Source organism: Burkholderia sp. ABCPW 11 (assembly GCF_001523445.1).
Lineage (GTDB): Bacteria > Pseudomonadota > Gammaproteobacteria > Burkholderiales > Burkholderiaceae > Burkholderia.
In genome coordinates this window covers 109,887-123,517 of record NZ_LOVM01000074.1, presented here as the reverse complement: position 1 = coordinate 123,517, position 13,631 = coordinate 109,887, and the positions used below count along the sequence as shown (strand labels likewise).

The window sequence follows — 13,631 nt, the reverse complement described above, 5'->3', positions numbered from 1 at the left end:
AATTCTATAACACCAATCGACAGTAACTTTCCGTATATAGAATCGATTCGTGTCACAACCGGCGATCCGGATTCTTTATATTGCTCAGCGCGATAGCACTCGATTGCGCAACGCGCTGCGGCACGCGAGATTGGCCGGCGACCGCGACGGTCCGGGCCGATAACCCTGCCAGAAGGGGCATCTGGTAAGCATGCGACAATAAAGGAATACTAATCATGCAAGAACTCAACATGCAGGAAGTGAATGCCGTATCGGGTGCGGGCCTCGTCGGCGCCGTCCTGGGGCTGGTCAACGGTGCGCAATCGGGCGCGCTGACCACCGCCACGCTGGGCGGCTGGATTGCCGGCGAGTATGGAACCGCCGGCCTCGGCGCCCCGGCAACCTCGCTGACGGCCGCTGTTTTGGGCTATCTGGCAGGCGGAGCCGTGGGTGGGGTTGTCGGCGCAGTCGACGGGTTCTTCGCGCCGGGTGTGTAACTGCACGGTGTAAGTCGGTCGGACAGCGTTCGCGCTGTCCGATTTCGTTTCCTGCGAGGCTAGCCCGATTTCCGTCCCGGTCGGCGTCCCCCGATCCGGACCATGCATAAATCCCTCCGCCTTACCCGCGCCCGCCCCGGCGTGTACTACCTGTGCGCCTCACGCCCGGCGCTCCCTCGCGCGCGCCCCTTTTCGCAAGCCGCTTCGCCTGCTCGGAAAGGCCTCGCCCATTTACACCCACTACGCCGCCACCGAACTGCGCGGCCCCCGCGCCGCCTGCGCCCCCACCCGCCCCCGCCAATTCTCCCCACCCTCCAGCGCCGGCGTCGACTCGAACACCTCCGCGATCCAGTCGGCGAACACGCGCACCTTCTGCGACAGATGCCGGTTGTGCGGATACACGATCGAGATCGGTTTCGGCTTCGGATTGCAGTCCGGCAGCACCTCGACCAGCGAGCCGTCGAGCAGGTTCTGCAGCACCATGAACAGCGTCGGCTGGATCATCCCGAAGCCTTCGAGCCCGCATGTCACGTAGGCATCCGAATCGTTGACCGTGACGCTGCCGTTCATCCGCACCTCGAATGGCTTGCCGTCGATCATGAACACCCACGGAATCGCCCGCGCGCCGTGGCTCGAACGAAAATTCACCGCATGATGGTCGACGAGATCGGCGATCTCGTTCGGCTCGCCGTGACGGGCGAGGTAATCGGGCGACGCGCACGTCACACGCTTCAGCATCCCGATGCGCCGCGCGACCATCGACGAATCCTCGAGCGGCCCGACCCGGATCATGCAGTCGATGCCTTCCTCGATCGGATCGACGTAGCGATCGGACAGGCCCAGTTCGAGCGTGATGTCCGGATAGCGCTGCCGGAAGATCGACAGCGACGGCAGCACGATGCGGCGCCCGAGCGAACTGGGCATGTGGACGCGCAGCATGCCGCTCGGCTTGCGGTTGCCGGCCTGGAAACTCGCGTCGGCCTCGGCGATCTCCGCGATGATCTTCATGCAATGCTCGTAGTACGCGGCGCCCTCCGGCGTCAGCGACAGCCGGCGCGTCGTCCGGTGCATCAGGCGCACGCCGAGCAGCGCCTCGAGATTCTGGATGATGGTCGTCACCGACGCACGCGGCATCGCAAGCGTGTCGGCCGCCCGCGTGAAGCTGTTCGCGTCGACCACGCGGGTAAAAACTTCCATTGCCTGGATGCGGTCCATGCTGCTTCCCCCTTCGAATCGCCAACGGAACAGAATAGAGCGCGCGGCGGGCGCGGCACAAGCCCCCGCACATTGTTCTCCGATCCTGAATAGTTTCGACGCTTCGGACTGGAAACCGACCGGTTTCCGTTCAGTTCCGGGCGCCACCGCGCCGGCCTCGGTCATCCGCAGTACGTTACCGCACGAACCGCTCGCGATACGCCTGCGGCGACACGCCCAGCACGCGCACGAAACTGCGCCGCAGCGTCTCCTCGGAACCGAAGCCGCAACGCCCGGCAATCCGCTTGACGGGCCACGCCGTTTCGCCGAGCAGGCGTTGCGCGGCTTCGACGCGGATCTGCTCGACCGCGCGCGCAGGCGTGCGGCCGGTCTCCGCGCGATAGTGGCGCACGAAGCTGCGCTCGCTCATGCTCACGCGTTCGGCGAGCGCGGGCACCGACAGGTCGGCCGTCAGGTGCTCGGCCATCCATGCGTGCAGCTCGCCGAACCGGTCGGCGGTGCGCTGCATCGACAGCATCGTGCTGAACTGCGCCTGCCCGCCCGGACGCTTCAGGAACACGACGAGTTCGCGCGCGACGTCGAGCGCGGTCGCCCGCCCGAGATCCTCCTCGACCAGCGCGAGCGCGAGATCGATGCCGGCCGTCACGCCGGCCGACGTCCACAGCGCGCCTTCGCGGATGAAGATCGGGTCCGGCTCGACGCGCACGTTCGGGTAGCGCGCCGCGAATTCGTCGCAGCGCGCCCAATGCGTGACCGCGCGCCGCCCGTCGAGCAGGCCGGCCTCGGCGAGCAGGAACGCGCCGGTGCAGACCGACGCCACGCGCCGCGCGCGTCCGGCCTGCTGCCGCACCCACCGCACCACCCGCGTATCCTTCGACGCCGCATGCACGCCCTTGCCGCCGGCGACGATCAGCGTATCCGGATGGCGCGCGGCCGCGCGCAGCGACTCGGCCATCACGACGAGGCCCGACGACGTCTCGACGGGCCCCGCTTCGACTGCCACCACGCGCGGCGCATACGGCGCCGGCTGCCCGCGCTCCAGCGCGAGCTCGTTGACCGACGCGAACACCTGCAGCGGCCCCGTCACGTCGAGCAGTTGCGCACGGGCAAACGCGAGGATCAGGATCGAACGCGGGGTGGCGGCAGGCATGACGATTGGCTGAAAACGTGGGTGATATGGCAATTTCGCCAAACACTACGCGCCTAGAATCGATCTGTCCATCCCGTGCCGAACGGCACACGTTCCCTTCCCTCCCGGAGCCTTCGCATGACCCTGCATATCGGCCTTCTCGTCTTTCCCGGCGTCCAGCAACTCGACCTCACCGGCCCGCACGACGTGCTCGCGTCGCTGCCGGACGCGGCCGTCCATCTGGTGTGGAAGTCGCGCGACGCGGTCGCGTCGAGCAGCGGCCTCGCGCTCGCGCCGACCTGTACGTTCGACGACTGCCCGCCGCTCGACGTGATCTGCATCCCCGGCGGGATCGGCATCAACGAACTGCTGCTCGATGCCGAAACGATCGCGTTCGTGCAACGGCGCGCGGCCACCGCGCGCTACGTGACGTCGGTCTGCACGGGTTCGCTGCTGCTCGGCGTGGCCGGGCTGCTGCGCGGGCGGCGCGCGACGACGCACTGGCGGTTCCACGCGCTGCTCGAACCGCTGGGTGCGATCCCCGTGCGCGAGCGCGTCGTGCGCGACGGCAACCTGGTCACGGGCGGCGGCGTGACAGCCGGCATCGATTTCGCGCTGACGATCGCCGCGGAGCTGGTCGGCGACGAAGAAGCGCAGGCGATCCAGTTGCAGCTCGAATACGCGCCCGCGCCGCCGTTCGACGCCGGCTCGCCCGACACCGCGCCGGCCGCGGTCGTGGAGCGCGTCACCGAGCGTTCGGCGGCCGGCTTCGCGAAGCGCAAGCAGATCGTCGAGCAGGCGCTGCGCGCCACGTCGCACTGAACGCGGATGTCGGAAAAATCACCGGAAAGCGGCGCACACGCGTGCAGGAGAACACATCGATGAACATCATCCGGAGCGCCGCATTCACGGCGGACCGCGCGTGGGGCGGCCTCGACATCGCGAATCTGAACGGCATCACGGTGCGGCTGCACTGGACCGACCAGCCCTATCGCTGGCATGTGAACGACGGCGAGGAGGTGTTCGCGGTGCTCGATGGCCGCGTCGAGATGCGCTATCGCGACGCAGGCGTCGAGCACGCGACGGTGCTCGAAACGGGCGACGTCTTCCACGCGACGGCCGGCACCGAGCACGTCGCGCATCCGCTCGGCGCCGCGCGCATCCTCGTGATCGAGACCGAAGGCAGCGTGTGACGGCAGGCGCGCGCGCATCGATGCCGCGCGGATGGCGACCGCGTCCGGGTGCGAATCTGCCGTGGCGACAGGGACGCGTCCGGCTCGACATCGCGTTGCATCGAGAATGCCTGATGCTTTAAATAAAAAATCAGCCTATATTTTCGTACAATTACCAAATACAAAACCATCCAAAAGTTTTAATAGCGATCGAATCGAATCGTTGATTCGATCGCCGATTCACGCCGGAACCCTTTATTCTCAGGCTGCTCGCACACCGGATAAACAGGCGATTTCATAATAATCAATCGCCCAAACGAGTCGTTCAAATCACCAAATCGATAGATAGAATTCAATCATCGCTTTCTCTTTATCGATAAAAAAATGGACGAACTCCTGCCGATGCGGTTATTTGTCAAGGTCGCCGAACTGCGCAGTTTTGCGCGCGCGGCCACGGAACTGAACATCTCCAATTCGTCGGCCACCCGGCTCGTCATGGGCATCGAGGACCGGCTCGGCGCACGCCTGCTGAATCGCACGACCCGCAGCCTGTCGTTGACCGACGCAGGCCATCTCTATCTGGCGCAGATACGTCACGTGATCGACGAAATCGACCGGGTCGAGGATACGATCGCATCGATGCATCACGAACCGATCGGATCGCTGAAAATCGCCGCGCCGGTCATGTTCGGCATGCACGTGCTCGCGCCCGCGATCGATGCATTCAAGACGTTGCATCCGGCCATCGTGCCGGAAGTCACGATCGTGGACCGCCACGTCGACCTCGTGTCCGAGGGCTTCGACATCGGGCTGCTGCTGTCCCAGCACATCAGCAACAACACCCTCGTGAAACGCCCGCTCACGCGCATCGAACGGATCGTCTGCGCCGCGCCGCTCTATGTCGACCGGCATGGCGCGCCGGGCCATCCGCACGATCTCGCGTCGCACGCGTGCCTCGCATTCCATGCCGATTTCGCGGGCGAATACCTGTCGTTCGATCACGACCAGACGCGCATCACCGTGCGTCCGAACAAGTCCGCGTCGTCGAACAACGCCGGCCTGATCCGGAACTGGGCGCTGTCGGGCATGGGCATCGCTGTGCTGCCCGACTTCCTCGTCGAGCGGGATCTCGACGACGGCCGGCTGCTCGCGCTGCTGCCAGGCTATCTGCTCGAGGCCCTCGAGATGAACGTCGCGTACCCGAGCCGCCGGCACTTTCCGCGCAAGGCCCGGCTTTTCGTCGATCACCTGATCGACCATTTCGTCAGTTGAATGAACGACGAAATCGCGCACCATTTTTCACACCGACCCGCCGCCGCCCGCCCGGCCCTCGCATCGCCGGGGCGGCCCGCCGGCAGGCGTTCGACGGCCGTCGGCCCATCGCCCGGCCGGCATGGGCACGCCTGTTGCGCCGGCGCATCTCGGTAGTCGACCGCCCTTGGCAGCCCGCCGCGGAGGACTACACTAATCCTTAATGGGGTGCGGCCGGATAACCGCGCCCTCAGGGAGACGCCGCCATGAATCGGCCGCTGAATCGTATCCTGCCGCGCGTGACCGGTCCGGCATCGGTCTGGACGTGGGTCAAGTGGTCTTTGCTCGCCGCATTGCTGATCGCGGTGGCGATCGTCGCGCGGCTCGTGCAGACCGAGATCGAAACGTCCCGGCTGCAGGCGCACTACCTGTCCGAGCTCACCCGCGACGTCGGCTACACGGTCGAAGCGGGGCCGAGCGACCACATCCGCTTCCCCGCCGACGGCCCGTACGACCGGCGCTTCGGCTACGCGATGATTCCCGCGTTCCAGCAGCGACTGCTCGCTCGCGGCTTCGTCGTTAGCGAACAGGCGCGCGATTCGCAGCGGATGCTGTCGCTCGGCCAGCGCGGGCTGTTTCTCCCTTACGAAGAGAAAGACCAGACAGGCCTGATGCTGTTCGATTCGACCGGCTCGCCGCTGTTCGCGACCGTGTTTCCGCAGCGCGTCTATGCTGACTTCGACACGGTGCCGCGCGTGATCGCCGATTCGCTGCTGTTCATCGAGGATCGCTACCTGCTCGATGCGAACGAACCGAACCGCAACCCCGCGATCGACTGGGGGCGCTTCGGCCGCGCGCTCGCCGACCAGGCGCTGCACGTCGTCAACCGCCACCAGGCACGCCCGGGCGGCAGCACGCTCGCGACGCAGATCGAGAAGTTCCGCCATTCGCCCGAGGGCCGCACCGCGACGCCGCCCGAGAAGCTGCGGCAGATCGCGTCCGCGTCGGTGCGCGCCTACCTGAACGGCCCGCAGACGATGCTCGCGCGCCGCACGATCGTCGTGCGCTACCTGAACTCGGTGCCGCTCGCCGCGCGGCCGCACGTGGGCGAAATCACCGGCATCGGCGACGGTCTGGCCGCGTGGTACGGCCGCGACTTCAACGACGTGAACCGCGTGCTGTCCGCGCCGACGACCGGCGACAACGTCGACCAGCAGGGCAAGACGTTCCGCGAGGTGTTGTCGCTGCTGATCGCGCAGCGCGCGCCGTCGTACTTCCTCAACCGCGGCTATCCGGCGCTGCAAAAGCTGACCGACAGCTACCTGCGGCTGCTGTCGAACGGTGGCGTGATCTCGCCCGCGCTGCGCGACGCCGCGCTCGCCGCGCAGATCGAACGCAGCGCACCGCCGGCCGCCGCGCGCGTGCAGTCGTTCGTGTCGCGCAAGGCCGTGACGTCCGCGCGCGCGTCGCTGCTGTCCGCGCTCGGCATCAGCGACCTGTACCAGCTCGACCAGCTCGACCTACAGGCCACCAGCACCCTCGACAACGGCGTGCAGCAGGCGGTCGCCCAGCGGCTCGCGCAGGCGTCGACGCGCGACGGCGCGCAGGCCGCCGGCCTGTACGGTTTCGAGATGCTCGCGCCGAAGGACGACCCGTCGCATCTCACGTACAGCTTCACGCTGTACGAACACCGCAACGGCGCGAACCTGCTGCGCGTGCAGACCGACAGCGTGAACCAGCCGTTCGACGTGAATCGCGGCGGCCGCATCAACCTCGGCTCGACCGCGAAGCTGCGCACGCTGATCACGTACCTGCAGATCGTTTCCGACCTGCATGCGCGCTATGCGAACCTGTCGAACGCGGAGCTGGCGCGCGTGAAGCCCGATCCGATCGACGGGCTGTCGCGCTGGGCGCTCGACTACCTGTCGCATACGCGCGACCGCTCGCTGCAGGCAATGCTCGATGCAGCCGTCGAACGCAAGTATTCGGCGAGCCCGGACGTGTTCTACACGGGCGGCGGTGCGCAAGTGTTCTCCAACTTCGAGAAGTCGGACAACGGCCGCATCATGACGCTGCACGCGGCGTTCGAGCACTCGGTGAACCTCGTGTTCGTGCGGCTGATGCGCGACATCGTCCACTACGAAACGCTGCAGGCGGCCGGCCCTTCGTCGTCGTGGCTGGGCGATCCCGCGCAGCGCCAGCATTACCTCCAGCAATTCGTCGACGGCGAAAGCCAGGTCTACGTGAAGCGCTACTACACGCGCTATGCGGGCAAGGCGCCCGACGACGCGCTCGCGCTGATGCTGCGCGACGTACGCAAGTCGCCGCCGAAGATCGCGACGGTGCTGCGCAGCGTCGCGCCGAACGAATCGCTCGCGTGGTTCGATGCGCAGATGCGCGCGCAACTGAAAGGCACGCCGGCCGCGACGCTGTCCGACGACGATCTCGCCGCGCTCTATGCGAAGTACGCGATCGACCGCTTCAACCTCAACGACCGCGGCTATATCGCGAGCGTCCATCCGCTCGCGCTGTGGACGCTCAACTACCTGCGCGCGCACCCGGGCGCGGCGCTCGCCGACGTTCAGCGCGACAGCCGCGATGCGCGTTTCTACACGTATTCGTGGCTGTACAAGACCCGCTACCACGCGACGCAGGACCGGCGCATCCGCCGCATGGTCGAGCTGCGCGCGTATGCGGAAATCACGAAGTCGTGGCGCGCGCTCGGCTACCCGTTCGCGGAAGTGACGCCGTCCTATGCGGCCGCGATCGGCGCATCGGGCGACCAGCCCGACGCGCTCGCGAAACTGATCGGCCTGATCGCGAACGGCGGCCGGAAGGCGCCGACCGAGACAATCACGCGGCTCGATTTCGCGAAAGGCACGCCGTACGAAACCCGCTTCGTCCGCGCGACCGCGCAGCCGCAGCCGATGCTGGCGCCGGAGATCGTCAACGTCGCGCACACGCTGCTGCGCGACGTCGTGCTCCACGGCACCGCGCGCCGCCTCGCGGGCGGGCTCACGCTGCCGGACGGCAAGACGCTCGACGTGTACGGCAAGACGGGGACGGGCGACCAGCGCTTCAACGTCTATGCGCGCGGCGCGCGGCTGATCGAGTCGCGCAAGGTCAACCGCAGCGGCACCTTCGTGTTCGCGATCGGCGACCGGTTCTTCGGGGTGCTGACGGCGACCGCGCATGAGCCGTATGCCGCGCGCTACGACTTCACGAGCGCGATGGCCGTGCAACTGCTGAAGTCGATGGCGCCGGCGCTCGCGCCGCTGATCGAACGCCCGGCCGACGCCGGCACGCGCACCGCCGGGCCCGCACCGCAGGCGGAAACGCCTGCGCCGAACGCGGCCGCCGTGCAACCGTCCTGAGCCGATTGCGGCGCGCCCGCGCCGGCGCGCCGCTCAGCGCGAGCGGCCGTCGTAGTGCGTGACGGGCAGCGCGTCGAGGTCGACGCCTTCGAGGCAACGCACGTTGATCGCGGCCATCGCGGTGCCGTCCGGGTGGATGCCTTCGCCGAACGCATGAATCCCGCAGCGCTTGCAGAAGCGATGCCGGATCACGTGCTTGTTGAACATGTAGGTCGCCAGATTCTCGTCGGGTGTCAGCAGCTTCATGCGGTCGCGCGGCACGAACCACATCAGCGCACCCTTGCGCTGGCAGATCGAGCAGTTGCACGCCATCACGCCCTGCAGGTCGCCTTCCGCGTCGAACGTCACGTCGCCGCAGTGACAGCTTCCGCGATAAAGCATGGTCGTCTCCCGGTGCGGCCCATGGGCGTCGTCGGCGCCCGGGCGGGCCGCCGTTGGCCGGGCCGATACAAACGCGTACAGTAGCGCTCGCATGCGCCGCACGCAATGTCCGGGCGGCGCCCATCCCTCACCGACCCAGGAGACCGTCATGCTCGAACTGCGCCCCGGCTGCGAATGCTGCGACAAGGACTTGCCGCCCGATTCGGCGGAAGCGCGCATCTGCGCATTCGAGTGCACGTTTTGCGCGACCTGCGCGGACGACGTGCTGAAGGGCCGCTGCCCGAACTGCGGCGGCGACCTGGTCGCGCGCCCGCGGCGACCGGCGAGCCTGCTCGCGAAGTACCCGCCGTCGACGGAGCGCATCCACAAGCCGGGCGGCTGCGCGAACGCCTGACGCCGCGGCACCGGCCGCCCCGCTCCTGTCACGACGCTTCGATGCGCGCGCGCGTCACCGCGAGCAGCGTCGCCATCGCGCGGCGCGCGCCGTCCTCGTCGCGCACGCGGATCGCGTCGCTGACGGCCGTATGCTCGGCAAGCGACGCGTTGTACACGTCCGCCCGACGCGCATTCAGTTGCAGTTGCGCCTCGAGCGTGCGATCGATCAGCGCGCCGAGCGGCACCAGCAGCTCGTTGCCGCCGGCCTCCAGCACGCTCAGGTGAAAGCGCAGGTCGGCGCGCACCCATTCGTCGACGTTGCGCGCGGCGGCCATCGCGCGCGCCGCGCCCTCGATCGCGTCGAACGCGTCGGGCGTATGCGTGCGCGCGGCCAGCGCGGCCGCGTATGGCTCGATCATCTCGCGCATCTCCTGCAGCTTCAGCGCGAACGCGAGCGGCGGCGCGACGCGCGCATACCAGTCGAGCAGATCGGCATCGAGCAGGTTCCACGCACGGCGCGGCCGCACGCGCGTGCCGACTTTCGGCCGCGATTCGACCAACCCCTTCGACGTCAGCGTGCGCAACGCCTCGCGCATCACCGTGCGGCTCACGCCGTACATCTCCATCAGGTCGGGTTCCCTCGGCAGCAGCGATTCGGGCGGATAGTCGCCGCGCAGGATCGCCGTCGCGAGCCGGAAGGCCGTCTGTCCATGCAGGTCGCGTTGAATGATCGTTCTCCGTCGGGCGGGTGCCCACTATCTGCACATTAATGCTATTAATACTATTTTTTATTCGACTACGCTAGGATAACCGCGAAAGCACGGATCGCGCGCCGCGTCCGCACGGCCGCGCCGGTCAATCATGGAGACTCGCCTCATGAAAATCACCCGCCTCGAAACTTTCGTCGTCCCGCCCCGTTGGCTGTTCCTCAAGATCGAAACCGACGAGGGCATCGTCGGCTGGGGCGAGCCGGTCGTCGAAGGCCGCGCGCACACGGTCGAGGCCGCCGTGCACGAACTGGCCGACTACCTCGTCGGCCGCGACCCGCGCTTGATCGAGGATCACTGGCAGGTGATGTACCGCGCGGGCTTCTATCGCGGCGGGCCGATCATGATGAGCGCGATCGCGGGCGTCGACCAGGCGCTGTGGGACATCAAGGGCAAGCATCACGGCGTGCCGGTGCACGCGCTGCTGGGCGGCCAGGTGCGCGACCGCATCAAGGTGTATTCATGGATCGGCGGCGACCGGCCGAGCGACGTCGCGAACAATGCGCGCGCGGTCGTCGAGCGCGGCTTCAAGGCCTTGAAGATGAACGGCTCCGAAGAGCTGCAGATCGTCGACACCTACGACAAGGTCGAGCAGGTGATCGCGAACGTCGCGGCGGTGCGCGATGCGGTCGGCCCGCACGTGGGAATCGGCGTCGACTTCCACGGCCGCGTGCACAAGCCGATGGCGAAGGTGCTCGCGAAGGAGCTCGACCCGTACAAGCTGATGTTCATCGAGGAGCCGGTGCTGTCGGAGAACGCCGAGGCGCTGCGCGACATCGTCAACCAGACCAATACGCCGATCGCGCTCGGCGAACGGCTGTACTCGCGCTGGGATTTCAAGCACATCCTCGCAGGCGGCTACGTCGACATCATCCAGCCGGACGCATCGCACGCGGGCGGCATCACCGAATGCCGCAAGATCGCGACGCTCGCGGAAAGCTACGACGTCGCGCTCGCGCTGCACTGCCCGCTCGGGCCCATCGCGCTCGCCGCGTGCCTGCAGCTCGACGCGGTCAGCTACAACGCATTCATCCAGGAACAGAGCCTCGGCATCCACTACAACCAGGGCAACGACCTGCTCGACTACCTGCGCAACCCCGAAGTGTTCCGCTACGAAGACGGCTTCGTCGCGATCCCGCAGGGCCCGGGGCTCGGCATCGACGTGAACGAGGAAAAGGTGCGCGAGATGGCGAAGACGGGCCATCGCTGGCGCAACCCGGTGTGGCGCCACGCGGATGGCAGCGTCGCCGAGTGGTGAGTGCGATGCGCATCGCGCGCGGCTGCGGCCGGCGCGATACGCATTCGGTTGCCGACGGCCGGTTGCGGATGGCCGGTTCCGAACGGCCGCCCGACAGGGCGGCCGTTTTACATGCGCGGCGCCATGACGTCGCGCCGCACGGAGCGCGCCGTCAGCCGAGCGCCGCGAACCCCGGCACGCTGAACGACAGCACGGCCGCCGCGACGAATACGCCGATCATCGTCATCCCTTCGAGATGCAGGATGTTGCGGAACGTGTACGCGTCCTCGGTCGACGCGGTGCGGCGCAGGCGCGGCAGCGCCGAGAAGCGGTTGAGCCCGCCGAGCACGAGCGCGAGCGCGACGAGCAGCAGCTTCAGCAGCAACACGCGCCCCCACGTGCTGCCGTCGAGCGGCGCGAGCGAGCCGCCGAGCCCGCGGATCGCGTTGAGCACGCCGGTGCCGAGCACGAAGACGACCGCGACGATCGACGTACGCGACAGGTGCTGGCCGATGCGGATCAGCGCGCCGCGCGCGACCGACGAGCCCAGCGCCGGCAGCACCGCGAGCCCACCCGCGAGCACGAGGCCGCCCCATACGGCGGTGGCCAGCAGGTGCAGCGTCTGCACGCCGACCGCCGCGGACAGCACGCCGCTATCGGCCGCATGGCCGAGCGACGCCTTGCCGGCCGCGACCACGATCACCGCGAGCCACAGCACCGCATGCGCGAGCGGGCCGTCCGGCTTCGCGAGCGCGACGATCGCGAGTACCACCGCGCCGGCGAACGCGACGCTCCACGCGAAGCCCGTGTGCGTCTGCATCAGCATGACGGGCATCGCGGCGAACGCGCCGCCGAGCCCGGCGCCGCTCATCGCCGCGGCCTCGTAGACGAGCCAGCCGAGATCGGCGAGCACCAGTGCCAGCGCCGCCGCGACCAGCGAATGTTGCGCACGCAGCCATGCGGGGTGCGACGGCGCGACGACCGGCCGCGCGCCGTCCTTGCCGAGCCACGCCTTGAGCAGCGCCGAGCCGACCGCCATCGCGAACGCCGCGTCCATCAGCGCCGCGAGCGCGACCTGGCCGATCCACAAGCTGTCGAACTTCATCGCGCATGCCCTCCCGCAAGCGGCAGGCCGGCAGTGCGGCGGCAACGGGACGGACGGCGTGAGGCAGGCAACGGCACGGTAAGAAACGTCATCGATGAATCCGGAAACGGGAGAAATGACTGGACCTGCGGCGGAGGCGGCGCCGCGCGACCCGCGAGTGTACGGTCTTCGAGGGTGAAAGCGCACGCCGGTTCACTCGCGCGTGGCGCAATGCGCGTCAAATTGTCGCAAGTCGCAAACAGACAGGAACCGATGTCCTTTCGTCAAATAGCCGTCATTACCCATCGATGATAGAATGCCGCGTCGCAGCAGCCCGGCTGTCCTGCCGTCCATGCGCCGAGCCGATCGTAGCCCGGACAAGGTCCCCGACGAATAATCATGGAGTCTCGTGTGTCTTCAAGACGCCTCTTCCGTCCGCTGCTCGCCGTTCTGATGATCGGCGGCGCGGGCCTTACGAGCGCTGCCCAAGCGCAGACCAAGCCCACGGAGCAAGCGCACGCCCAGCAGGCGCCGCTCAAGGCACCCGATACCATGGCCGAGCGCGTGCGCGGCTGTACCGCATGCCACGGCGTTCACGGCCAGGGCACGGACAACGACTATTTCCCGCGTCTTGCCGGCAAGCCGGCCGAGTACCTGTACAACCAGCTCGTCAACTTCCGTGACGGCCGGCGCAAGTACCCGCCGATGAATTACCTGCTGACGTACCTGAACGACGACTACCTGCGCGAAATCGCCGAGCACTTCTCGGCCGAACGTCCGCCGTACCCGACGCCGGCGAAGCCGACGCTGCCGGCCGCGACGCTCGCCCGCGGCAAGCAGCTCGTCACGCAGGGCGACCCGTCCCGCAAGCTGCCGGCCTGCGTGGCCTGCCACGGCGCAGGGCTGACCGGCATGCAGCCGGCGATCCCGGGCCTCGTCGGCCTGCACGCCGATTACCTGAGCGCACAGCTCGGCGCATGGCGCTCGGGCAACCGCCACGCGAAGGCGCCCGATTGCATGCACGACATCGCCGCGAAGCTTTCCGACGAAGACGTGACGGCCGTGACCGCATGGCTCGCCGCGCAACCGGCGCCCGCCAACCCCGTGCCGGCTCCGGCGCGTTCGATGAAGACTCCGCTCGCCTGCGGCAGCGAACCGCAATAAGGCAAG

The 13,631-nt window shown here is 67.8% G+C and carries 13 protein-coding genes; 8 read left to right on the top strand and 5 right to left on the bottom strand.

The window, feature by feature from the left end; all coding sequences use genetic code 11:
- The first annotated feature begins 215 nt into the window (after positions 1–215).
- A complete protein-coding gene (locus WS61_RS25270) occupies positions 216–476 on the top strand; it encodes a hypothetical protein (protein ID WP_059794042.1) in 261 nt (86 codons plus the stop codon).
- A gap of 240 nt (positions 477–716) precedes the next feature.
- Here the strand turns inward: WS61_RS25270 and WS61_RS25265 are convergent, their stop codons facing one another.
- Together WS61_RS25265 and WS61_RS25260 are read right to left on the bottom strand one after the other, a co-directional pair.
- Positions 717–1,691 carry a LysR family transcriptional regulator gene (locus WS61_RS25265; RefSeq protein WP_059504541.1) on the bottom strand — a complete coding sequence of 325 codons (975 nt, stop codon included), beginning with the start codon at positions 1,689–1,691 and terminating at the stop codon, positions 717–719.
- Positions 1,692–1,866: 175 nt separating this feature from the next.
- Positions 1,867–2,841: a GlxA family transcriptional regulator gene (locus tag WS61_RS25260; protein WP_059504539.1), complete on the bottom strand. Its 975-nt coding sequence runs from the start codon at positions 2,839–2,841 to the stop codon at positions 1,867–1,869.
- Between the two features lie 117 nt (positions 2,842–2,958).
- On the opposite strand from WS61_RS25260, the gene WS61_RS25255 reads away from it, so the two are divergent.
- From WS61_RS25255 to WS61_RS25240, 4 genes are all read left to right on the top strand, one after another.
- A complete protein-coding gene (locus WS61_RS25255) occupies positions 2,959–3,642 on the top strand; it encodes a DJ-1/PfpI family protein (RefSeq protein ID WP_059504537.1) in 684 nt (227 codons plus the stop codon).
- 59 nt (positions 3,643–3,701) lie between these two features.
- Complete coding sequence (locus tag WS61_RS25250) at positions 3,702–4,013, top strand: cupin domain-containing protein (RefSeq protein WP_059504611.1); 312 nt, start codon at positions 3,702–3,704, stop codon at positions 4,011–4,013.
- Between the two features lie 363 nt (positions 4,014–4,376).
- The gene (locus WS61_RS25245) at positions 4,377–5,264 is read left to right on the top strand and encodes a LysR family transcriptional regulator (protein WP_059504535.1); all 888 of its coding nucleotides are present in this window, start codon (positions 4,377–4,379) and stop codon (positions 5,262–5,264) included.
- Between the two features lie 245 nt (positions 5,265–5,509).
- Complete coding sequence (locus WS61_RS25240; protein ID WP_059504533.1) at positions 5,510–8,617, top strand: transglycosylase domain-containing protein; 3,108 nt, start codon at positions 5,510–5,512, stop codon at positions 8,615–8,617.
- A 33-nt stretch (positions 8,618–8,650) separates the two neighbouring features.
- Here the strand turns inward: WS61_RS25240 and WS61_RS25235 are convergent, their stop codons facing one another.
- Positions 8,651–8,998: a GFA family protein gene (locus tag WS61_RS25235; RefSeq protein WP_059504531.1), complete on the bottom strand. Its 348-nt coding sequence runs from the start codon at positions 8,996–8,998 to the stop codon at positions 8,651–8,653.
- 148 nt (positions 8,999–9,146) lie between these two features.
- On the opposite strand from WS61_RS25235, the gene WS61_RS25230 reads away from it, so the two are divergent.
- On the top strand, positions 9,147–9,392 hold the full coding sequence (locus WS61_RS25230; RefSeq protein WP_059504530.1) for a DUF1272 domain-containing protein: 246 nt from the start codon (positions 9,147–9,149) through the stop codon (positions 9,390–9,392).
- Between the two features lie 28 nt (positions 9,393–9,420).
- Here the strand turns inward: WS61_RS25230 and WS61_RS25225 are convergent, their stop codons facing one another.
- The gene (locus WS61_RS25225) at positions 9,421–10,104 is read right to left on the bottom strand and encodes a FadR/GntR family transcriptional regulator (protein ID WP_034208310.1); all 684 of its coding nucleotides are present in this window, start codon (positions 10,102–10,104) and stop codon (positions 9,421–9,423) included.
- A gap of 145 nt (positions 10,105–10,249) precedes the next feature.
- Here WS61_RS25225 and dgoD point away from each other — a divergent pair, with 145 nt between their 5' ends.
- The gene (dgoD, locus tag WS61_RS25220; protein ID WP_059504527.1) at positions 10,250–11,398 is read left to right on the top strand and encodes a galactonate dehydratase; all 1,149 of its coding nucleotides are present in this window, start codon (positions 10,250–10,252) and stop codon (positions 11,396–11,398) included.
- A gap of 151 nt (positions 11,399–11,549) precedes the next feature.
- Here the strand turns inward: dgoD and WS61_RS25215 are convergent, their stop codons facing one another.
- Positions 11,550–12,482, bottom strand: coding sequence for a CopD family protein (locus WS61_RS25215; protein ID WP_059504525.1), 933 nt, complete (start codon positions 12,480–12,482; stop codon positions 11,550–11,552).
- Between the two features lie 378 nt (positions 12,483–12,860).
- Between WS61_RS25215 and WS61_RS25210 the strand changes: the two genes are divergently transcribed.
- Positions 12,861–13,625 carry a c-type cytochrome gene (locus WS61_RS25210; RefSeq protein ID WP_034208313.1) on the top strand — a complete coding sequence of 255 codons (765 nt, stop codon included), beginning with the start codon at positions 12,861–12,863 and terminating at the stop codon, positions 13,623–13,625.
- Positions 13,626–13,631 lie beyond the last annotated feature (6 nt).

Bases quoted from the DNA above. Each gene is read 5' to 3' on its own strand.
- WS61_RS25270 (WP_059794042.1), top strand. From the start codon at position 216: ATGCAAGAACTCAACATGCAGGAAGTGAATGCCGTATCGGGTGCGGGC.
- WS61_RS25265 (WP_059504541.1), bottom strand. From the start codon at position 1,691: ATGGACCGCATCCAGGCAATGGAAGTTTTTACCCGCGTGGTCGACGCG.
- WS61_RS25260 (WP_059504539.1), bottom strand. From the start codon at position 2,841: ATGCCTGCCGCCACCCCGCGTTCGATCCTGATCCTCGCGTTTGCCCGT.
- WS61_RS25255 (WP_059504537.1), top strand. From the start codon at position 2,959: ATGACCCTGCATATCGGCCTTCTCGTCTTTCCCGGCGTCCAGCAACTC.
- WS61_RS25250 (WP_059504611.1), top strand. From the start codon at position 3,702: ATGAACATCATCCGGAGCGCCGCATTCACGGCGGACCGCGCGTGGGGC.
- WS61_RS25245 (WP_059504535.1), top strand. From the start codon at position 4,377: ATGGACGAACTCCTGCCGATGCGGTTATTTGTCAAGGTCGCCGAACTG.
- WS61_RS25240 (WP_059504533.1), top strand. From the start codon at position 5,510: ATGAATCGGCCGCTGAATCGTATCCTGCCGCGCGTGACCGGTCCGGCA.
- WS61_RS25235 (WP_059504531.1), bottom strand. From the start codon at position 8,998: ATGCTTTATCGCGGAAGCTGTCACTGCGGCGACGTGACGTTCGACGCG.
- WS61_RS25230 (WP_059504530.1), top strand. From the start codon at position 9,147: ATGCTCGAACTGCGCCCCGGCTGCGAATGCTGCGACAAGGACTTGCCG.
- dgoD (WP_059504527.1), top strand. From the start codon at position 10,250: ATGAAAATCACCCGCCTCGAAACTTTCGTCGTCCCGCCCCGTTGGCTG.
- WS61_RS25215 (WP_059504525.1), bottom strand. From the start codon at position 12,482: ATGAAGTTCGACAGCTTGTGGATCGGCCAGGTCGCGCTCGCGGCGCTG.
- WS61_RS25210 (WP_034208313.1), top strand. From the start codon at position 12,861: ATGGAGTCTCGTGTGTCTTCAAGACGCCTCTTCCGTCCGCTGCTCGCC.